Raw genomic sequence first — 21575 nt, forward strand, 5'->3', positions numbered from 1 at the left:
CCGACGGGAAGCGGGTGGAGGGGGCGGCAGAGGGCAGCAGGGGGCGGCGAGCCGTCACAGGCCCTGTCTGAACTCCGCGAACGCCTCATGGAACCCCGGGAAGGTCTTCCGTACGCACCCCGGGTCGTCGAACGAGATTCCCGGTACCCGCAGGCCGGTGACCGCGAAGGACATGACCATGCGGTGGTCGCCGTAGGACTTGATCTCGGTGGGGGTCAGCGCCGGTGCCGGGTGGATCTCGATCCAGTCCGGGCCCGTGGCGACCTGGGCGCCCAGAGCGCGGAGGTTCTCCGCGCAGGCCTCCAGGCGGTCGCACTCCTTCACCCGGGTGTTGGCGACGTCCTCGATGCGGACGGGTGAGGTGGCGAACGGGGCGATGGCGGCCAGCGTCGGCATGGTGTCCGAGATGTCCCGCATGTTGACGGTGAGGCCGTGCAGCCGGGACGGGCCGCGGACCGTCGTGGCCTCGGCGCCGACGGACACCTCCGCGCCCATCCGCCGCAGTACGTCCACGAAGCCGAGGTCTCCCTGGAGCGCGCCCGTGCCCAGCCCCGGCACCGTCACCTCCGCGCCCGGCGTCAGGGCGGCCGCCGCGAAGAAGTAGCTCGCCGTGGACGCGTCCGGCTCGATCGCGTAGGTCGTGGCACGGTAGCCGCCCGGCGGGACCACGTAGACGTCGCCCTCCCGCGCCACCTCCACGCCGAACTCCCGCATCATCGCGACGGTGATCTCGACGTACGGCACCGAGACCAGGTCCGTGACCCGGATGCGCAGGCCCCTGCGGGTCAGGGGGCCCAGCAGCAGGAGCGCCGTCAGGTACTGGGAGGACTGGCCGGCGTCCAGCGTCACCTCGCCGCCCTCCACACCCGCCGCCGTCACCGTCAGCGGATGGTGGCCCTCCGCCTCCTCGTGCCGCAGGTCCACGCCGAGGTCGCGCAGGGCGCGGGACAGGGGGGCCAGGGGGCGCCTGCGCATCTGGGGCGAGGCGTCGAAGCGGTACGTGCCGTGGCCGGCCGCGGCCAGGGTGGGCAGGAAGCGGGCCGTCGTCGCGCCGTCCCGGCAGTACACGTCGGCCTCCGCGACCGCCGGTCCCTGCGGGCGGCCGTCCACCTGCCAGGTGTCCGGCGTACGGCCCACCCGGTACCCGAGCCGCACCAGGCCCTCGGCGAAGCCCTCCGTGTCGTCCGAGCGCAGGGGGCGTACGAGGGTGGTGACCCCGTCCGCGGCGGCGGCCAGGAAGAGGGCGCGGGCGGTGATGGACTTCGAGCCGGGCAGGGCGAGGGACCGCGGGGCGGGACGACTGTCGACGGGCATGCCCCGCATGATCGCCCCAGGGGCGCGTCGTATGCCGGGGCGTCCACGGGGTGGGACTCGGGGGGAGCCGTGCAGGGGAGGGGGCTCAGCCCCGGTTCACGACATCGGCCTCACACCGACCCCACCCCTCGATCACCCGGCCGCCGACCTCCGGCAACCATCCCAGGCCACCCACCCCCTCACCGACGCCCCCTCCACCCCCACCGATCATCCGGCAACGGCGACTTCCGATCCGTCTGCACCTGGATCTCCACATACGAGTCCGCGGCGCCGGACGTGCCGGGCCAGCAGGGTGAGGAGGCCGAGGGGCCGAAGGGCTCCCGGAAGGGCCCAAGAACCCGGCTCATCCGCCCCGTTGGTCCCGCCCTCACCAACTTCGGGAAATCGGGCCGGAGCCGGGAACCCCGCCCCGCCCCCGCTCGTCCAACCCGCAAGCTGCCGGAGAGTCACCACGGTACGGCGTCGGCCTCGCTGCTGGCTGCGAACGCTGACCAACCCTCTCCTCCGTACTGCGGCCGGCAGCACGCCGTCATCGGCGCGCCCCCCTCCAACAGCGCCGATGGCGGCCCCTTGTCCCCAGGCACACACGCTCCACCCCCACACGCTCATTCCCGCCCCCGCCCCACCCCCCGGGTTACTGTGCACTCCCTTGACTGGCAGAAACTTCCCGGTTATTGGTGACTTCTCGGAAGTTTCCTTCAGTGGATCACCTCCGGAAGGAGCGCACGTGCCCTCCAGACGTACCGTCCTCGCCGCCACCGCGGGGGTCACCGCGGCACTCGCCGTCGGCGGGACCGCACACGCGGACGACAAGAGGCTCCGGTCCCTCATCTCCCGTATGACGCTGCCGGAGAAGGTCGGCCAGCTGTTCGTGATGCGGGTCTACGGCCACTCCGCCACCGCCCCCGACCAGGCGGACATCGACGCCAACCTCCAGGAGATCGGCGTCCGTACGGCCGCCGAGATGATCGCGAAGTACCGGGTGGGCGGGATCATCTACTTCACCTGGGCCCACAACACCCGTGATCCGCACCAGATCGCCGACCTGTCCAACGGCATCCAGGCGGCCTCGCTGAAGCAGCCGCGCGGACTGCCCGTCGTCATCTCCACCGACCAGGAGCACGGCATCGTGTGCCGGGTCGGCGAGCCCGCCACCCTCTTCCCGGGCGCCATGGCGGTCGGCGCCGGTGGTTCGCCGAAGGACGCGCGCGCCCTCGGCCGGATCGCCGGGCAGGAGCTCAGGGCCGTCGGCATCCGGCAGAACTACTCCCCCGTGGCCGACGTCAACGTCAACCCGGCCAACCCCGTCATCGGCGTCCGCTCCTTCGGCTCCGAACCCCGGGCGGTCGCGGCCCGGGTGGCCGCCGAGGTCGCCGGTTACCAACGGGACGTGGCCGCGACCGCCAAGCACTTCCCCGGCCACGGCGACACCGCCGTCGACAGCCACTACGGCTTCCCGGTGATCACGCACAGCCGGGAGCTGTGGGAGAAGCTGGACGCCGTGCCGTTCCGGGCCGCGATCCGCGCCGGCATCGACTCGATCATGACCGCGCACATCCAGTTCCCGGCTCTGGACGCCTCGGGCGACCCGGCGACCCTCTCCCACCCGATCCTCACCGGCATCCTGCGCGGCGAACTCGGCTACGACGGGGTCGTGGTCACCGACTCGCTCGGCATGGAGGGCGTCCGCCAGAAGTACGGCGACGACCGCGTGCCCGTCCTCGCACTGAAGGCCGGTGTCGACCAGCTCCTCAACCCGCCCTCCCTGGACGTGGCGTGGAACGCGGTCCTGAAGGCCGTACAGGACGGGGAGCTGACCGAGGCACGGCTCGACGAGTCGATCCTGCGGATCCTGCGGCTCAAGGCCCGGCTGCGGCTGTTCGAGGAGCCGTACGTCAGCCGGGGCGGTGTCACCCGGACCGTGGGCACCCCGGCGCATCTCGCCGCGGCCGACCGGATCGCCGAGCGCACCACCACCCTGCTGGTCAACGAGGGCGGGCTGCTGCCCCTCGGCCGGCGCACCCACCGCAGGCTGCTGGTCGTGGGCGCCGACCCGGCCTCCCCGTCCGGTACGACGGGCCCGCCCACCGGCGTCCTCGCCGCCGCCCTGACCGAACTGGGCTTCACCGCCACCGCGTTGTCGACCGGTACGGCACCCTCGGCGGCCGTCGTCGCCCAGGCCGTCGCGGCGGCACGGGACGTGGACGCGGTGATCGTGGGGACGTACAACCTCACGGCGGCCCAGAAGTCGCTGGCCGAACAGCTCGTGGCGACCGGGAGGCCGGTGGTGGCCGTCGCGATCCGCAACCCCTACGACGTGGCCCAACTGCCCGCCGTCCCGGCGTACTTGGCGACCTACTCCTGGACCGACGTCGAACTGCGGGCCGCCGCCCGGGTGATCGCCGGGAGGGTGGCGCCGCGCGGGCGGCTGCCGGTGCCGGTGCAGCGGGCGGACGACCCGGCCGCGGTGCTGTACCCGGTCGGGCACGGGCTGTCGTACGACTGAGGGACCCACGGAGCGCACGGCGCGGGCCGTCGTACGGCTGACGGCCCGCGGAGCGTAGTTCGCGTACGTCACGCAACCCGGGCAGTGACCCCGAAAGGCGCAAAGGACCCCACATGTCTGGCGTGGCCCCGCCGCGACGGTCACGCTGGACGGGGGTAGTCCGGGGGGATCACGATGCGCGAGAAGTGTTCGGCGGGGGCGGTGTGCGCACTGCTGGCGCTGCTGGCCGCCCTGCTCACGGGGTGTACGGGGTCGGCGGCCGGCTCGGACGGCGGCGGGCGGGGCGGGGCGTCCGCCGGGGGTGTCTCGCCGTCGGCGACCCGGGCCTCCGGGTACGGCGCGGTGTTCCTCGCGGTCGACGAGTGCAGCTCCTTCGGCAAGGCCAGCTTCACCGAGGTGCCCTGCACCAGTGAGCGCGCGGCGGCCCGGGTCGTGGCCCGGCACGACGGCACCCCGGCCGACGGACCGCCCTGCCCCTCGACCACCGACTTCGTGCTGCACATCAGCGAGCAGAGCCAGATCTCCGACGAGGACGGCGACGGCGCGGTGCCACAGGGGTACGCCTGTATGCGCAACCTGGAGCCGCCGCATCCCGGAGACCCCGGGGGCGGGGGCGGACCGCGGACCATCGTCGGCGACTGCGTCTACAGCTCGGGCAGCGGCCAGGTCCGGGAGACCGCGTGCGACGGCAAGGGCGAGAGGAAACCCCAGTACCAGGTGGCCAAGGCGGTCGCCGAACGCTCCCGGTGCCCGCTGTCCACCGCCCTGTACGTCCAGCTCGGCGGCGCCCGACCGGTGGGCTGCGCCCGGCCGTTGTGATCCCGGCCGGGCGCAGCGGGCGGACTACGGACGCAGCGTGGGCTCCCGCTCCACGTCCCGCGTGTCCAGCCTGGTGTCGAACTTCGCGAGCGGCTTGGCCGCCTCGACCGCGGGGGCGGAGACGCCCGCCCAGTCGAGGATCCGCGCCGTGGCGAACGCCTTCTGGTCGGCGACCAGGCCGGCGACGTTCGCCCCGTGGTTCATGCCGGGCGCGGTGAAGACGTAACTGTCCTTCGCTCCCTTGTCGACCCGGAACCGCTCCGCGCCCCACGGGTCGTTCTGACCGTAGACGTAGAGCATGTGACGGGCGTTGTGCCGCACCCAGTCGTCGACGTCCCGCATCACGTACGGCTGGAACCTGGTCGGGATGTCACGCGGCACGAAGGTGCGCGGCGGCTGGTAGCCGTAGCGGACGTACTTCTTCTCGATGTGCGGGAAGTGGATCGTCGGCGCGCCGAGCTGGGTGGCCGCCTGGTAGTAGTACGGCGTGTACGGCGTGAGGCCCTGGTCGGTGTAGAACGAGAACCCGGAGATCGTGTCGATCGAGTTCCAGATCTGGTCGTCGGTCGCGGTCCTCGCGTTCGGCGGGATCAGCTCGTCCTCGGCGCAGTCGGCGGCCTGGGCGTACTGCCAGAAGCCCCAGACGTAGTCGAGTACGACGGCCTCGTACGCCTTGTCGAGGCTGCCGACGGTGTTGAAGGTGAAGCCCTCGGCGGCGGCGTACTGCGCGTACTTCTTCTCCAGCGGCCCGCGCCGGACCAGGGCCTCGCGCTGCACCGCGTTCAGCCGGTCGCGGCACTCCTTGGTGCCGACCTTGGTGAAGAACCGGTCGTAGGCCGAGTCCTCGTTGTTCACCACGTCGTTGGGGGCGACGTAGGCGACGACGCCGTCCATGTCGCGCGGGTAGAAGCGCTCGTAGTAGGTGGCGGTCATGCCGCCCTTGGAGCCGCCGGTGGCGAGCCAGTTCTTGCCGTAGACCTTCTTCAGCGCCTTGAAGATGCGGTGCTGGTCGCTGGCGGCCTGCCAGATGTCCAGCTTGCTCCAGTCGGCCGGGTCGGGCCGGGACGGGGTGAAGAAGCGGTACTCCATGGAGACCTGGTTGCCGTCCACGATCCGGGTGGGCTCGCTGCGGCTGGGGTTCGTGGAGACGTTGTAGCCGCCGGTGTAGAACACCGTCGGCCGGGAGACGTCCTTGTGCAGCACCGTGATCCGCTGCTGGAACGTGCCCTTGGACGGGTGCCGGTGGTCGACCGGCTGGGTGTAGTTCAGGACGAAGTAGCGGTAGCCGGTGTAAGGCTTCTCCTCCACCAGGCTCATCCCCGGGATGGCCAGCAGCCGGTCCTTGATGTCCACCGGCCCCGGCTCGGCGGCGGTCGCCGCCCCCGCCGTACTGACGGTGCCTATGAGCACCACCAGCGTGAGAAGCCATCTGAGCGCCTTGCGCATGCACCCTCCCCTGTGAGTACAGATGTGGCCCGGACGCTAGCGGCGCAAGTCCGGTCCGCACCAGGGGACATGGCGCTTCGATGGGGAAAACCCTGTGAGATGTCTGTGGTTCAGACCCTGATCCATCCCGCCGAGTCGTACTTGCCCCGGCCCACCTCGCCCTTGATCCAGACCTTGCGCTGGCCGGCGTGGACGGTGACCGGGCCGGCGCGGTACTTGAAGTCGCCTGCGTCCTCGACCGGGCGGAGTCCGTAGACGCGCAGGCTCACGCGCATGTGCTGGCGTACGCCGGGACGCTTGGGCAGGGTGATCGCGCACACGTATCCGTCCCGCTTGTAGACGTCCAGGGTGCCGGTGTCGAACGAGAACGACTTGACCTTGCGTCCCTCGCAGGACGAGTCCGCCGCCTGCGCGGGCCCCGGCATGGCCACCGCGAGCACCCCCGACGCCGTCACCAGGGCCAGACCCACCGCCAGCCGCCGTACCGCTCCACTCTTCACTGCCGCCCCTCCCGCAGCTCTTGTGCGTACGGTTGTACGGACGTCCGACATGTGTCGCAAGGTTGCACGACAGTCACCGGGACACGTCGACCGGCTCCCCCACGAAGGTCCGCCACAGTTCGGCGTATCTGCCGTCCAGGGCGAGGAGTTGATCGTGCGTACCGTCCTCGACGACCCGTCCGTGGTCCATCACCACGACCCGGTCGGCGCGGGCGGCCGTGGTGAGGCGGTGGGCGACCACGAGGGTGGTGCGGCGGCCCGCGAGGCGGTCGGTGGCCTGGTTGACCTGGGCCTCGGTGGCGAGGTCGAGGGCCGCTGTGGCCTCGTCCAGCAGGAGGATGTCGGGGTCGACGAGGTCCGCTCGGGCCAGGGCGATGAGCTGGCGCTGGCCCGCCGAGAGGTTGCGGCCGCGTTCGGCGACCTCGTGGAGGTAGCCGCCGTCGAGCGTGGCGATCATCTCGTGGGCGCCGACCACCAGGGCCGCCGCCTCGACCTCGGCGTCGGTGGCGGCCGGGCGGCCGTAGGCGATGGCGTCGCGGATCGTGCCCTGGAAGAGGTACGCCTCCTGCGGGACCACGCCGAGGCGGTGGCGGTAGGAGGTCAGGTCGAGGGCGCGCAGGTCGGTGCCGTCGACCGTGACCCGGCCGCCCGTCGGGTCGTAGAACCGGGCCACCAGCTTGACCAGGGTGGACTTTCCGGCGCCCGTCTCGCCGACGAACGCGACCGTCTGGCCCGGCGGGATGCTCAAGTCGACGCCGCCCAGGGCCTCTTCGTCGTCGCCGTACGCGAAGTGGACGTTCTCGAAGGCGACTTCGCCGCGCAGGGAGAGGACTTCGAGGGGCTCGTCCGCCGTCTTCGTGGACGTCGGCTCCTGGAGCAGTTCCTGGATGCGGCCGAGCGAGACGGTCGCCTGCTGGTAGCCGTCGAAGACCTGGGAGAGCTGCTGGACGGGGGCGAAGAACAGGTCGATGTAGAGCAGGTAGGCCACCAGGGCGCCGGTCGTCAGGGTCGCCGCGTCGACCCGGCCCGCGCCCGCGATCAGGACGGACGCGGCGGCCACGGAGGACAGCAGCTGGACGAAGGGGAAGTAGACCGAGATCAGCCACTGGCCCCGGATGCGCGCCTTGCGGTAGCTGTCGCTGCGCTCCGAGAAGCGCCTGCCGCCGTCGCGCTCACGCCGGAACGCCTGCACGATCCTGAGCCCGGACACCGACTCCTGGAGGTCGGCGTTGACCAACGCGACGCGCTCACGGGCGAGTTCGTACGCCTTCACGCTCGCCTTGCGGAAGAAGTACGTGGCGACGATCAGGGGAGGCAGCGTCGCGAAGACGACGAGCGCCAGCTGGAGGTCGATCACCAGCAGGGCGACCATGATGCCGAAGAAGGTGACGACCGAGACGAACGCGGTGACCAGGCCGGTCTGGAGGAAGGTCGAGAGGGCGTCGACGTCCGTCGTCATCCTCGTCATGATCCGGCCGGTCAACTCCCGTTCGTAGTAGTCGAGTCCGAGCCGCTGGAGCTGGGCGAAGATCTTCAGTCGCAGGGAGTACAGGACCCGTTCGCCGGTGCGTCCGGTCATCCGGGTCTCGCCGATCTGCGCGGCCCACTGGACCAGGACCGAGAGCAGGGCGAGCAGTGTCGCCGTCCAGATCGCGGCCATCGCCATCCGGGTCACGCCGTCGTCGATGCCGTGCCGGATCATCACCGGCAGGAGCAGGCCCATGCCGGCGTCCACCGCGACCAGGCCCAGGCTGACCAGCAGCGGGCGGCCGAAGCCGCGCAGCAGCCGCCGCAGTCCGTACGACTCCTCGGGTGTGACCGCGCGGCCCTCGTCGATGTCCGGGGTGTCCGTCGCCGGGGGCAACGCGTCGACCTCGGCGAGGAGTTCGGGGGTGGCGGGCGTGCCGGACAGGGCCGTGTCCTTGGGCTCCCGGTCGCCGGTCCACAGCCGGGGCGTCACCCCGCGCTCGGCGTCGAACTCGGCGTCCAGCTCGTCGCGTACGGAGGTGTCCTCCTGGACGGCGACCGGCTGGGCGTGGCCCGGGGAGACTCCGCCGAGGCCGTCGGGGTCGGTGAGGAGGCGGCGGTAGAGGGGCGACCTGCGCTGGAGTTCCTCGTGGGTGCCGACGTCGGCGAGGCGGCCGGCGTCCAGGACGGCGATGCGGTCGGCGAGGTTCAGGGTGGAGCGGCGGTGGGCGATGAGGAGGGTGGTGCGGCCCTCCATGACCTGTTTGAGGGCTTCGTGGATCTCGTGCTCGACCTGGGCGTCCACGGCGGAGGTGGCGTCGTCGAGGACGAGCAGGCGCGGGTCGGCGAGGATCGCGCGGGCGAGGGCGACGCGCTGGCGCTGGCCGCCGGAGAGGGTGAGGCCGTGTTCGCCGACCGTGGTGTCGTAGCCCTCGGGGAGCTCGGCGATGAACCGGTCGGCCTGGGCGGCGCGGGCGGCCTCCTCGATCTGCTCCTGGGTGGCGTCGGGGCGGCCGTACGCGATGTTGTTGCGGACCGTGTCCGAGAACAGGAACGAGTCCTCGGGGACCAGCCCGATCGCCGCGCGCAGCGAGTCCAGGGTGAGCTCGCGGACGTCGTGGCCGCCGATGAGGACGGCGCCGTGGGTGACGTCGTAGAAGCGCGGGAGGAGGAGGGAGACGGTGGACTTGCCCGAGCCGGAGGAACCGACGACCGCGAGGGTCTCGCCGGGGCGGATCTCGAAGCTGAGGCCGTCGAGAACGGGCCGCTCGTGGTCGTAGCCGAAGGAGACGTCGTCGAACTCGACCGTCGCGGGGGCGTCGGCGGGAAGCTCCTTGGTGCCCTCCTTCATGGTGGGCTCGGTGTCGATCAGCTCCAGGACGCGCTCGGTGCCCGCGCGGGCCTGCTGGCCGACCGTGAGGACCATGGCGAGCATCCGGACCGGGCCGACGAGCTGGGCGAGGTAGGTGGAGAAGGCGACGAAGGTGCCGAGCGTGATGTGGCCGCGGACGGCGAGCCAGCCGCCGAGGGCGAGCATCGCGACCTGGCCGAGGGCGGGGACGGCCTGGAGGGCGGGGGTGTAGCGGGCGTTGAAGCGGATGGTGCGCAGGCGGCCCGCGAAGAGCCTGCGCCCTACCTCCCTGAGCTTCCCGGTCTCCTGGTCCTCCTGGCCGAAGCCCTTCACCACGCGTACGCCGCTCACCGCGCCGTCGACCACGCCCGCGACGGCGGCGGCCTGGGCCTGGGCGTACCAGGTGGCGGGGTGCAGCTTGGAGCGCGAGCGCTTGGCGATCCACCACAGGGCCGGGGCGACCGCGAGGGCGACCAGGGTGAGCGGGATCGACAGCCAGGCCATCACGACCAGGGAGATCACGAAGAGGGCGAAGTTGCCGATCGTCATGGGCAGCATGAAGAGCAGGCCCTGGATCAGCTGGAGGTCGCTGGTGGCCCGGCCGACCACCTGGCCGGTGGACAGCTCGTCCTGGCGGCGGCCGTCGAGGCGGGTGATGGTGCCGAACATCTCCGTGCGGAGGTCGTGCTGGACGTCGAGGGCGAGGCGGCCGCCGTAGTAGCGGCGGATGTAGGTGAAGGCGTAGACGAGGACCGCGGCGGCGATCAGGGCGCCGGCCCAGGGGGCCATGTCGCGGGTGTGGTCGCCGATGACGTCGTCGATGATCACCTTGGTGATCAGGGGGACGATCGCCATGACGGCCATGCCGGCGAGGCTGGAGCCGAGGGCGAGTACGACGTCCTTCGGGTACCGCCAGGCGTACCCGGCCAGTCGTCGTGCCCATCCCCGTTGCGGATCCACGCGGGTGCCCTCCGGTTCGTCGTCCGTCCTGATCTACCGGAAGGCACCAACGCGAAATCAAGCGGATTTCATCCCTCCGCAACAAGGAGTGGCGAGAAAAGGGAGTGGTCAGACGCGGACGCGCAGGGAGTAGAACCGGGTGGTCTGCACCGCGTTCTGGTTGTCGTCGCTGACCAGCAGGACCTTCAGGCGGCCCTTGTCGTGTCCGGTGACGACCATGCCCTCGATGTTGTCGAGGAGCGGGTTCGGCTGGGGCTGCTTGGCGGTGGCGCCGAGGGTGGGGCAGGTGGCGATGTCCGTGAGCAGGGTCTTCTTGATCAGGCGTACGTCCGACTGGCCCGTGAGGTTCTCGACGCGGCGGGTGTCCGTGGCGTGGCGGGGGTCGGCCAGGTAGAGGCGGACGGTGTTGCCGACGCCGGAGGTGAAGCCGCGCTCCAGGACCAGGAGGCGGCCGTCGGGGAGGGCCTGCACCTCGGGGACGCCGAGGAAGGCGGCGTCGGTGCGGTAGGCGTACTGGGCGCCGAGCTTCCAGGTCTTTGCGTGCCGCGTCCAGGTCTGGAAGCGGACGGTCCCGGCCGTGTCGCCGGAGAGCGCGTACTCCATGGAGGCGAGGAGGGTGCGGCCGCCGTTCAGGAGGGTCAGGCCCTCGAAGGTCTGGTTCGAGGTGGCGCGACCGGCCGGGGCGACCAGGAGGGAGGCCGGGACGGGGAGCCGGTCGAGGATCCTGCCGCCGGGGCTGTACCGGCGGATCGACGGCTCGGTCTCCGAGGTGACCAGCCGGGTGCCGTCCTTGTCGATCGCCAGGCCCTCGGAGTCCAGCGCGGTGCCGTTCTCGTCGGCGAGCTGGACGACCTTCTTCGGCGCGAGGGTCCTCGCGTTCAGGTCGAAGAGGGAGGAGCGGTCGGAGAGGGCGGCGAGCGAGCCGTCCCGGTCCACGGCGAGCGCGGAGAAGTTGCCGACGAAGGTGCCGTCGAACGTCGTCTTGTCGAGCGCGTCCGAGAAACGGTCGAGGGAGACGGACGGGGAGCAGGCGTGCCCCACCGGCACCGAGGCGACGGCGGGCCCCGCCACGGTCAGACAGGTCGCCGCCGCCAGGGCCGCGGTGGTGGTCGCGAGTACGGTTCTCAGCTGCATGGACGTCACCGTAGGCCGGGTCGGTGACCTACGGGAGACCGCGCCGTGAAGGACAGGCCTCTCGTCCCGCACCGGGATTCCGTCACGGTCGCGGCCCACACCACGGGACGCACCACGGACGCACTACGGGACGCGTGCGTGACCTGCGCGAGACCGCGCCGTGAAGGACAGGCCTCTCGTCCCGCACGTCACTGTGGGAGGGCACGGTGACGTGCGGGAGTGCGGGAGGGGTTGGCGCACGCACAGTGGCGTGCGGGAGGGGTCGGCGCACGCACGGTGGCGGGCGGGAGGCCCGCAGGCGTCAGCTCGCCGCGAGGTCCTTGTGGATGGCCTTCGCGACGCCCTGGATGGTCGTGATGCCGTAGTTCATGGTGCTGTTGCCGTGGGTGAGCACCGTGATCATGTAGTCGTGGCCGCCGCCGGTGAAGGTGCCGACGCTGTGGACGCGCCAGCCGTGCGTGGAGCGCTGGAGCCAGCCGTTCTTGACGTGCCAGGAGACCCCGGACGGGCGGCCGTACGGCGTGCCCCAGCGCTGCGACGAGATGACCTGGCCCATCAACTTCAGGATGTAGGCACGGGAGTTGTCGCTCAGGACGGTGTTCTTCGCGGTGACCAGCTTGAGCAGCTTCTGCTCGTCGGTGACGGTGATCTGGGTCAGGCCCCAGTAGTTGTTCGCCCCCGGCTTGGTCTGGGTCATGCCGGCCGCCGCGAGGAAGCCCTTGATCTTGGTCATGCCCAGCTGACGCCACAGCTTGCTGGTCGCGTCGTTGTCCGACTTGGTGATCATGGCCTTGGCGAGATTGCTCTCGGTGGTGGTCAGATACCGGTTGTGCTTCTTCGCGTCCCACAGCAGCGTGGCGAGGACGGTCACCTTGACCACGCTCGCGGAGTCGTACGCGCTGGACGCGCGGAGCGTGCAGGTGGTCTTGGTCGTACGGTCGTAGAGGCCGACGGCGACCGTGCCGGAACGGTTGGAGAGCGCGGACGTGATGTCCCGCTTGAGCTTGTCGGCCAGGCCCGCCTTGGCGGACGTGCAGCTGACGGTCGGTGTCGTCGCCGCGACGGCGGGCGTGGCGGTGGCGACGCAGGCGGCCAGCGCACCGGCCGCGATCCATTTCGTGTGTCTGAATATCCCCCGTGTCATGCCCTGTTGACGCCCTGGTAGGTGCGAATGGTTGTACGCATGAGGAATGGTTGTGCGATTCGTTACCTGGCCCTTGGCGTTTTCACAGCAATACGCCAGGTACGGCACAGCCCCCACCCAAACCCGCTCCGCACCATGCCTGGGTGACATCTGCCACCGATCCCCACCCCCGCACCGAGACCGTGTCCGCCGACTGGGCACCGCCGACCCCACCCGCGCCGGCGCCACCGGACAGGGCGCCGCGCTGGTCGCTGCCCGCACTGCTCGCGATCCTGGCCCTGGCCGGCGTGCTGTACGGGTGGAACCTGTCCGGCAACAGCCTCAACAGCTTCTACAGCGCCGCGATCTACAGCGGCACGCAGAGCTGGAAGGCCTGGTTCTTCGGCTCGCTGGACGCGGGGAACTTCCTCACCGTCGACAAGCCGCCGTTCGCCCTGATGATCATGGGCCTGTCGTGCCGGGTATTCGGCTTCGGCACCTGGCAGATGATGGCGCCCGAGATCGGGGCCGCCCTCGGCACGATCTGGATCCTGCACACCTCCGTCAAGCGGTACTTCGGCCATGTGGCGGCGACCCTCGCCGCGCTGGTGCTCGCGCTCACCCCGATCACCGTCGCGATCAACCGCGACAACAACCCCGACACCATCCTGGTGTTGCTCATGGTGGGCGGCGCGGCCCTCGCCCTGCGCGCGGTGCGCACCGACAGGCTGCTCCCGCTGATCGGCTCCGCGGTCCTGTTCGGACTCGCCTTCAACACCAAGATGCTCCAGGGCTACATCGCCCTGCCGGCCGTCTTCGCCGTGTACGTCTACGCGTCGAGGCTCGGCTGGAAGAAGAAGGTCGTCAACCTGGCCCTCGCGGCGCTGGCGTTGGCGGTCTCCAGCTTCTGGTGGGCCACCGCGGTCTCGCTCGTCCCGGCCGACGACCGCCCCTACATCGGCGGTTCGACCGACGGCTCCGCCTGGAACCTGATCATGGGCTACAACGGCCTCGGCCGGGTCCTCGGCGGCGAGGGCAACGGCGGGGGCGGCGACGGTGGGGGCGGCACGTTCGCCGGTACCGCGGGCATCGGCCGGATGTTCAACGACGTCCTCGGCGGCCAGATCTCCTGGCTGATCCCCTTCGCCTTCCTCGCGTTCGTCGCCGGTCTGCTGCTGTGCGGGCGGGCCCCGCGCACCGACGCCACCCGCGCCGCGCTCATCATGTGGGGCGGCTGGCTGGTGCTGCACTACCTGACCTTCGCGATGGCCGAGGGCACCATGCACCCGTACTACACGACCGCGCTCGCCCCCGGCATCGCGGCGCTGACCGGCGCCGGTGGCGTCATGCTGTGGCGCGCCTTCCGCTCCGGTGACGCCCGCTGGTCCTGGGTGCTGCCGGCCGGCCTCGCGGTCACCGGCATCTGGGCGATCGTGCTGCTGCGCCGGGCCACGGGCTGGAACACCTGGCTGTGGCCGGCGGTCGGTGTCCTCATGGTCCTGGCGGTCGCGGGTCTGTTCGTCTTCCGTACGGCGGGCTCGGGGACGCGGCTCCGGCTGCTCGGGGTGTCCGTCGCGGCGGCGATCGTGGCGGCCCTCGCGGGTCCCACGGCGTACGCGGCCTCGCCGGCCTTCGGCACCTCCAGCGGCATGATGGGCGGCACGAACCCGACGGCGGGCCCCTCGACGGGCGGCGGCATGGGCGGCCCCGGGGGCGGTGGCGGCGGTGGCCGGGGCGGCTTCGGCGGCGGCGACGGCGGGCCGGGCAGTCAGCAGGGCGGTACGCAGGGCGGTACGCAGCAGGGCGGCCAGGCGAACGGGGAGTTCCCCGGCGGCGGAACCGGCAACGGCAACGGCCAGATGCAGCCCGGCGGCGGCAACGGTGAGCTGCCCCAGAGCGGCGGTACGGCACCCGGCGGTCAGCAGGGCGGCGAGCTTCCCGGTGGCGGCGAGATGCCGGGCGGCGGTACGGCTCCCGGCGGCACCGGCGCCATGAGCGGTGGCCCCGGCGGCGGTGGCGGCGGCATGGGCGGCAGCGTCGACAGCGCCCTGGTCTCCTACCTGGAGAAGCACCAGGACGGCGCCAAGTGGCTGCTCGCGGTGTCCAATTCGCAGAGCGCCGGCTCGCTGATCCTCAGCACCCACAAGCCCGTCATCTCCATGTGGGGCTTCACCGGCTCCGACAAGGCGATGACCCTCGCCAAGCTCAAGGAGCTGGTGAAGAAGGGCGAGTTGCACTACATCCAGCTCGGCGGCGGTGGCATGGGCGGCAACAGCAGCCTGAACACCGAGATCACCAACTGGGTGCAGAAGAACGGCACGGCGGTGAAGGAGAGCGACTACAGCACGGGCAGTTCCTCTTCGCAGAGCGGCCAGTCGGGCAGCACCTCGACGATCTACCGCCTGGACCCCTCGGACGTCAGCTGACAAAGAACTGACAAACAACCGGTCAACGGCCCCCGCCCACCCGGCGGGGGCCGTTTTCGCGTGTCAACTCGCGTAGACAAGGGGCGATTTGCCGTTTCACGACACCGAATGGACACGTGACATCCATTTACACGGCTGCATGCTCATGCCACGCTCCCATCTGCCGCCTCCATTCAACCCGCGTAGATGGGACCCCCTTTATGCTGGCGACACGCATACGCAGCTGGAAGTCGGTGGCGCTCACCACCGCCGCCGTGCTGGTCGGGCTCGCCGCCCCGGTCGTGACGACGACCCCGGCCGCCGCCACGACGACCGCGTACGACTCGACGTACTACAAGAACGCGATCGGCAAGACGGGGACGAGCCTCAAGTCGTCCCTGCACACGATCATCAGCGCCAACGTCACGAAGATCTCGTACTCCGCGGTCTGGAACGCCCTCATGGCCACCGACCAGGACCCGAACAACAGCAACAACGTGATCCTGCTGTACAGCGGCGTCTCCCGCGCCAAGTCCCTCAACGGCGGTGACGTCGGCGACTGGAACCGCGAGCACGTGTGGGCCAAGTCCCACGGCGACTTCGGCGAGTCGATCGGCCCCGGCACCGACCTGCACCACCTGCGCCCGGCCGACGTCCAGGTCAACAGCATCCGCGGCAACCTGGACTTCGACAACGGCGGCAGCGCCGTCACCAACGGCGGCGGCTCCACCGTCGACTCCGACTCCTTCGCCCCGCGCGCGGCGGACCGCGGCGACGTGGCCCGCATGATCCTCTACATGGCCGTCCGCTACGACGGCGGCGACGGCTTCGCCGACCTGGAGCCCAACGAGAAGGTCGGCAACGGCTCCAACCCCTACATCGGCAAGCTCTCCGTCCTGAAGACGTGGAACGAGGCGGACCCGCCCAGCGCCTTCGAGGAGAAGCGCAACCAGGTCATCTACGACACCTACCAGCACAACCGCAACCCGTTCATCGACCACCCGGAGTGGGTCGAGGCGATCTGGTAGGCGTCCCCGAACGACCCCGGCTACAGGTGCGTGGGCGCGAACATCCGCAGCACCGCCGGGAGTACGACCACCGAGGGCCCCGGTGAGCCGAGAGCCTTCGTGAGGTCGTCCGTGAGGGTCTCCGGGGTCGTGCGGACCCCGGGGACCCCGAACGACTCGGCCAGGGCCACGTAGTCCGGCCGGGTCAGTTCCGTCGCCGTGGCCTCGCCGAAGGCGTCCGTCATGTACTCGCGCAGGATGCCGTAGCCGCCGTCGTCGACGATCAGCCAGGTGACGTTGAGGTCGTACTGGCGGGCCGTGGCCAACTCGGCGATGGAGTACAGGGCTCCGCCGTCGCCGGAGACAGCGAGGACCGGGACGGAAGGGTCGGCCACCGCCGCGCCGAGCGCCGCCGGGAAGCCATAGCCGAGGCCACCGGCGCCCTGGGCCGAGTGCATGCGGTTGGGGCCCTTGGCGTCGAAGGCGGACCAGGCCCAGTAGGCGAGGATCGTCATGTCCCAGAAGGACGGGGATCCAGCGGGCAGCGCCCGGCGGATCGACGCCAACAGGTCCTGTTCCAGGGAGAGTTCCTGGGCTGCGATGCGTTCGCCGACCTTGGCGAGGACCGTGCGGACCCGCTCGGGAGCCTCCGCGTCCTGCCTCGGCGTCACCGTCTCCAGCAGCGCCTGCAACGCGAGCCGCGCGTCCGCGTGGATGCCCAGTGCCGGATGGTTGGACTCCAGCTTGCCGAGGTCCGCCTCGATCTGGATCACCCGGCCGCGCGGCTTGAACGTGTGGTAGTTCGAGGAGAGTTCGCCCAGCCCCGAGCCGACCACCAGGAGGACGTCGGCGTCCTCCAGGAAGTCCGTGGTGTGCCGGTCCTCGATCCAGGACTGGAGCGAGAGCGGGTGCGTCCAGGGGAAGGCCCCCTTGCCGCCGGGGGTCGAGACGACGGGCGCCTGAAGCGTCTCCGCCAGCTGCCGCAGCTTGCCGGAGGCGTCCGACCGTACGACTCCCCCGCCCGCGATGATCGCCGGGCGCTCGGCGCGGGAGAGCAAGTCGGCCGCCACCGCCGTGAGTTCGGGGCGCGGGGGCAGTTCCTCGGGGAAGGCGTCGCCGCCCGTCACCACCGGGATCAGGGTCGGGGCCAGCAGCACGTCCTGCGGGATCTCCACCCACACCGGGCCGTGGGGCGCCGTGAGGGCCGATTTCCAGGCCGCCTCGATCGCCGAGGGGATCTGGGACTGGGTACGGACCGTGTGGACCGACTTGACCACGCCCCTGAACGAGGCGGACTGGTCCGGGAGTTCGTGGAGATAGCCGTGACGGCCGCCGCCGAGACCGGCGGTCGGGATCTGGCTGCTGATCGCGAGGACGGGGGCGGAGGCTGCCGCCGCTTCCTGAAGGGCGGCCAGGGACGTCAGCGCCCCGGGCCCCGTCGACAGCAGCAGCGGCGCCGCCTCCCCCGTGATCCTGCCGTACGCGTCCGCCGCGAAGCCCGCGTTGTTCTCCACGCGCAGGCCGATGTACCGCAGGTCGGAGCGGCGCAGCGCGTCGAACATGCCGAGCGCGTGCTGGCCGGGCAGCCCGAAGACGGTCGTCGCGCCGAGCCCGGCCAGGGTCTCCACGACCAGGTCTCCGCCGTTGCGGCCGGGAGGTGGGTTCAGGGCCGCCGAGATCTGCGCCTCGGTCGGACGGAGCACCAGGTCGTGGTCGTGAGTCACTGCGCGCGGGCCTCTGCAATCTGGCGGGACATGATCGTGGTCAGTTCGTAGGCGGTGTGGGAGGCCGCCACCGAGGTGATCTCCGCGTGGTCGTACGCGGGGGCCACCTCGACGACGTCCGCCGACACCAGGTTGCACGATGCCAGACCGCGCAGGATCTCCAGCAGCTCGCGGGAGGTCATGCCGCCCGCCTCGGGGGTGCCGGTGCCGGGCGCGTGCGCCGGGTCCAGGCAGTCGATGTCGATGGAGATGTAGAGCGGCCGGTCGCCGACGCGCTGGCGCAGCTGGTCGGCGATCTCGTCCACGCCCCGCCGCATCACGTCCGCGGACGTCACGATCCCGAAGCCCAGCTTCTCGTCGTCGGTCAGGTCCTGCTTGCCGTACAGCGGACCGCGCGTGCCGACGTGGGAGAGCGCCGAGGTGTCGAGGATGCCCTCCTCCACCGCCCGCCGGAACGGCGTTCCGTGCGTGTACTCGGCGCCGAAGTAGGTGTCCCAGGTGTCGAGATGGGCGTCGAAGTGGAGCAGCGCGACCGGGCCGTGCTTCTTGGCGACGGACCTGAGCAGCGGCAGCGCGATGGTGTGGTCGCCGCCCAGGGTCATCAGCCGGGCGCCGGTGCCGAGGAGGTCGTCGGCCGCCGCCTCGACCGTCTCGACGGCCTCGTTGATGTTGAACGGGTTGACCGCGATGTCCCCGCCGTCCGCGACCTGCGCCAGCGCGAACGGGGACGCGTCCTGCGCCGGGTTGTACGGGCGCAGCAGCCGGGACGCCTCGCGGATCGCGTTGCCGCCGAAGCGGGCGCCCGGCCGGTAGGAGACACCCGAGTCGAACGGCACCCCGACCACGGCGACGTCGGCCCGGCCCACCTCGTCGAGGCGCGGCAGCCGGGCGAAGGTCGCGGGTCCGGCGTAGCGCGGGATGCGGGAGGAGTCGACGGGGCCGCGGGGGGTCTCGGGGGAGCTCATGGTCGTATGCCTTCCTTCTGTGCTGTGCGTTCGGTCTACCGGGGTGCCGGGACCGCTTCGAGGACCTCGCCGCGCCCGGCGAGCCGTTCCCGCCACGCCTCCAGCACGGCGGTGTCGGTCGCCGGGGTCGCCAGGGATACGGCGACGTAGACGACCAGGGAGGCCAACAGGCCGTAGTACACGGGCTCGTTGGCGAGGATGCCGTAGCCCGCCATCAGGCCGATCACGGCGAGTCCGCCGACGACCACAGAGGCGAGCGCGCCCTGGGCGGTGCCGCGCTTCCAGAGCAGTCCGCCGAGGATCGGGACGAGGAGTCCGCCGACCAGGAGGTTGTAGGCGACGGTGAGGGCCTCGACGACGTTGTTGAGGGCGATCGCCGTGCAGATCACGGCCACGCCCATGACGAGGATGAAGAGGCGGTTGCCCCGCACCTCGTCGTGGTCCCCTTCCGCGGGCCTGCCCCGCAGCCGGGACCAGATGTCGTTGTTGGCGACGGTCGCGCAGGCGATCAGGGCGCCGGAGGAGGTGGACATCACGGCGGCGAGGGCGGCGGCGAGCACCAATCCCCTTACTCCGACGGGGAGTTCGTCCTTGACGATGGTCGCGAAGGCGTCGTCGGCGTTGGCGAGGTTCGGGTAGAGGACCTTGGCGGCGGTGCCGATGACGGCGCCCGCGAGGGCGTAGACGAGGCAGTAGGTGCCCGCCACCGTGCCGCCCCACTTGGCGGTCCTGTCGCTGCCCGCGGTGAAGACGCGCTGCCAGATGTCCTGACCGATGAGCATGCCGAAGGTGTAGATCAGCACGTAGGTGAAGATCGTCTCGCCGCCGATGCCCAGCGGGTCGAAGTACTCGGTGGGCAGCTTGGCCCTCATCTCGCTGAAGCCGCCCGCCTTCACGACGGCGATGGGCAGCAGGAGGAGCAGTACGCCGATGGTCTTCACCACGAACTGCACCATGTCGGTGAGGGTGATGGACCACATGCCGCCGAGGGTGGAGTAGGCGACGACGATCGAGCCGCCCAGGATGATCGCGACGGTCCGGTTCATGTCGAACAGGACGTCGAAGATCGTGGCGTAGGCGATGGTCGAGGTGACCGCGAGCATCAGGGTGTACGCCCACATGACCAGGCCGGAGATCACGCCCGCGCGGCCGCCGTACCGGAGGTCGAGCATCTCGGAGACGGTGTAGACCTTGAGGCGGGCGATGCGGGCGGAGAAGAAGAGGGACAGGGCGAGGAGCCCGAGGCCGATGGTGAAGACCATCCAGGCGCCGGAGAGGCCGTACTGGTAGCCCAACCCGACGCCACCGATCGTGGAGGCGCCGCCGAGGACGATCGCGGCCATGGTGCCGGAGTACATGGCGGGCCCGAGACGCCGTCCGGCGACCAGGAACTCGCTCTTGGACCTGGCGCGGCGCATGCCCCACCAGCCCATGGCCAGCATGCCGGCCAGATAGACGACGATCACCGTGTAGTCGACGGCCATGTCGGAGCCCTCCTTCTGCCGGTCTGAGCCTGCCGGTCTGCGTCGACAGTAGGTGGCCGGAAAGCGGCTGCGAAGTGTACGTTTCATCCATTCGAGCGGTACTGGATGGAGGGAACGTCCACCATGCCGGACCCGGCAGTCCCACCCACCCCACCGGTCCCGCTGGCCGCGCTGCTGGCCCGCGAGGATCTGGCGCTACGGCAGATCGCGGGGCCCGTGGATCCCGCCACGGTGATCCACTGGGCGCACACCTCGGAGATGGCGGACCCGTACCCGTATCTGCTCGGCGGTGAGCTGCTGCTGACGGCCGGGGTGCACATTCCGGAGGCGGCGGGCTCGGGGACGTACTTCGACGACTACGTCTCCCGGATCGTCGCGGCGGGCGGGGCGGCCCTCGGCTTCGGGGTGGCGCCGGTGCACGACACCGTCCCGCGCGCCCTGGTCGCCGCCTGCGACGCCTACGGCCTGCCCCTGGTCGAGGTCCCGCCCGAGACCACCTTCTCCGGGGTGGCCCGCGCGGTCTGGCAGCTCATGGCCCAGGCCCGCCACACGGAACTCCGCCGCGTCTCCGAGGCCCAGCAGAGCCTGGCCGCGGCGGCGTCCCGCCCCGACCCGGTGCCGTCGGTGCTGCGGCAGCTGGCGCAGCGGGTCGGGGGGTGGGCGGTGCTGTACGGGCCGGACGGGACGGAGGTCGCGGGGGCCGGGCGGGTGCCGGAGCGGGCGCCGGCCCCGGGGGCCGGAAGGGGGCCCGGGGCCCGGGAAGTGCGAGAGGCGCTGGCGGAGCTGGCGCGGATCGTCCGGCCCACGGCTCCGGCCCCGTCCTCCGGACCCGCACCAGGCGCACCCGCCGGAAAGGCGGCCGGTACCGGTCCCCACGCGTCCGGAGACCGCGGGACCCCGGCCACCGCACCCGCACCCGCCTCGCCCGCCTCCCGCCCCGCCCCCACCTCCGCCACCGACACCGTCCGCGGCCTCCACCTCGCCGCCTACGCCCTCGGTGCCGGGCACGGCTTCGTGCTCGGGGTCGCCGCGCCCGGCCGTGACCCCGGCGATCACACCATCGCGTCCGTCGCCGCCGTACTGCTGTCGTTGCTCACCGGTGAGCATCAGAGCGGGTCGGGGGCGGCGCGGTCCTCGGCGCTGGTGCGGATGGCGCTGGGGGCACCGGCGGTGGACGTGGCTCCGCTGCTCGGCGGCGAACGGTGGGTCGTCGTGCATGCCCGCCCCGACACCGCCGCCGCTCCCGACCCGGTCGCCGCCTCCGCGCTGGGCGCCTCGCTCGGGTCGCCGCTCATCGACGTGGCGCGGGACGTCGTACGGGTGCTGCTGCCCGCCGACCGGGAACCGGCCCCGCAGCCGGGGTGGACGCT

General features: G+C 71.4%; 14 protein-coding genes. 5 read left to right on the plus strand and 9 right to left on the minus strand.

What is annotated here, in order from left to right:
• Positions 1-54: 54 nt before the first annotated feature.
• Positions 55-1314, minus strand: coding sequence for a 3-phosphoshikimate 1-carboxyvinyltransferase (aroA, locus tag G3I78_RS23870; RefSeq protein WP_164427808.1), 1260 nt, complete (start codon positions 1312-1314; stop codon positions 55-57).
• Positions 1315-2041: 727 nt separating this feature from the next.
• On the opposite strand from aroA, the gene G3I78_RS23875 reads away from it, so the two are divergent.
• Together G3I78_RS23875 and G3I78_RS23880 are read left to right on the plus strand one after the other, a co-directional pair.
• Positions 2042-3820 carry a glycoside hydrolase family 3 protein gene (locus tag G3I78_RS23875; RefSeq protein ID WP_164427810.1) on the plus strand — a complete coding sequence of 593 codons (1779 nt, stop codon included), beginning with the start codon at positions 2042-2044 and terminating at the stop codon, positions 3818-3820.
• Positions 3821-3994: 174 nt separating this feature from the next.
• Positions 3995-4639: a hypothetical protein gene (locus G3I78_RS23880; protein WP_164427812.1), complete on the plus strand. Its 645-nt coding sequence runs from the start codon at positions 3995-3997 to the stop codon at positions 4637-4639.
• A 24-nt stretch (positions 4640-4663) separates the two neighbouring features.
• On the opposite strand, the gene G3I78_RS23885 is transcribed toward G3I78_RS23880, so the two are convergent.
• The 5 genes from G3I78_RS23885 to G3I78_RS23905 all read right to left on the minus strand — a co-directional run bounded on the left by G3I78_RS23885 (position 4664) and on the right by G3I78_RS23905 (position 12641).
• Complete coding sequence (locus tag G3I78_RS23885; RefSeq protein ID WP_164427814.1) at positions 4664-6085, minus strand: S28 family serine protease; 1422 nt, start codon at positions 6083-6085, stop codon at positions 4664-4666.
• Positions 6086-6195: 110 nt separating this feature from the next.
• Positions 6196-6585, minus strand: a complete 390-nt coding sequence (locus tag G3I78_RS23890) for a hypothetical protein (RefSeq protein ID WP_164427816.1) — start codon at positions 6583-6585, stop codon at positions 6196-6198.
• 73 nt (positions 6586-6658) lie between these two features.
• Complete coding sequence (locus tag G3I78_RS23895; RefSeq protein WP_164427819.1) at positions 6659-10363, minus strand: ABC transporter ATP-binding protein; 3705 nt, start codon at positions 10361-10363, stop codon at positions 6659-6661.
• A gap of 108 nt (positions 10364-10471) precedes the next feature.
• Complete coding sequence (locus G3I78_RS23900) at positions 10472-11497, minus strand: esterase-like activity of phytase family protein (RefSeq protein WP_164427821.1); 1026 nt, start codon at positions 11495-11497, stop codon at positions 10472-10474.
• A 301-nt stretch (positions 11498-11798) separates the two neighbouring features.
• Positions 11799-12641 (minus strand): serine hydrolase, encoded by an 843-nt coding sequence (locus G3I78_RS23905; protein WP_164427823.1) that lies wholly within the window; start codon positions 12639-12641, stop codon positions 11799-11801.
• Positions 12642-12784: 143 nt separating this feature from the next.
• Here G3I78_RS23905 and G3I78_RS23910 point away from each other — a divergent pair, with 143 nt between their 5' ends.
• Both G3I78_RS23910 and G3I78_RS23915 read left to right on the plus strand, forming a co-directional pair.
• Entirely contained in the window at positions 12785-15046 is a 2262-nt protein-coding gene (locus G3I78_RS23910) for a glycosyltransferase family 39 protein (RefSeq protein ID WP_164427825.1), read from the plus strand.
• A gap of 200 nt (positions 15047-15246) precedes the next feature.
• On the plus strand, positions 15247-16053 hold the full coding sequence (locus G3I78_RS23915) for an endonuclease (protein ID WP_164427827.1): 807 nt from the start codon (positions 15247-15249) through the stop codon (positions 16051-16053).
• A 20-nt stretch (positions 16054-16073) separates the two neighbouring features.
• On the opposite strand, the gene G3I78_RS23920 is transcribed toward G3I78_RS23915, so the two are convergent.
• The 3 genes from G3I78_RS23920 to G3I78_RS23930 are packed head-to-tail and all read right to left on the minus strand — an operon-like array spanning position 16074 to position 20205.
• Positions 16074-17756 (minus strand): thiamine pyrophosphate-binding protein, encoded by a 1683-nt coding sequence (locus tag G3I78_RS23920; RefSeq protein ID WP_164427829.1) that lies wholly within the window; start codon positions 17754-17756, stop codon positions 16074-16076.
• The gene (speB, locus tag G3I78_RS23925; RefSeq protein WP_164427831.1) at positions 17753-18721 is read right to left on the minus strand and encodes an agmatinase; all 969 of its coding nucleotides are present in this window, start codon (positions 18719-18721) and stop codon (positions 17753-17755) included. The genes G3I78_RS23920 and speB overlap by 4 nt, the downstream gene beginning before the upstream one ends.
• A gap of 35 nt (positions 18722-18756) precedes the next feature.
• On the minus strand, positions 18757-20205 hold the full coding sequence (locus G3I78_RS23930; protein WP_164427833.1) for a sodium:solute symporter: 1449 nt from the start codon (positions 20203-20205) through the stop codon (positions 18757-18759).
• 123 nt (positions 20206-20328) lie between these two features.
• Here G3I78_RS23930 and G3I78_RS23935 point away from each other — a divergent pair.
• Positions 20329-21575 (plus strand): PucR family transcriptional regulator ligand-binding domain-containing protein (locus G3I78_RS23935; protein WP_203615386.1); only part of this gene is annotated, 1247 nt, incomplete at its 3' end.

Origin of the sequence: Streptomyces sp. SID13726, assembly GCF_010548375.1 — a bacterium.
In the GTDB taxonomy this organism is placed as follows: Bacteria; Actinomycetota; Actinomycetes; order Streptomycetales; family Streptomycetaceae; genus Streptomyces.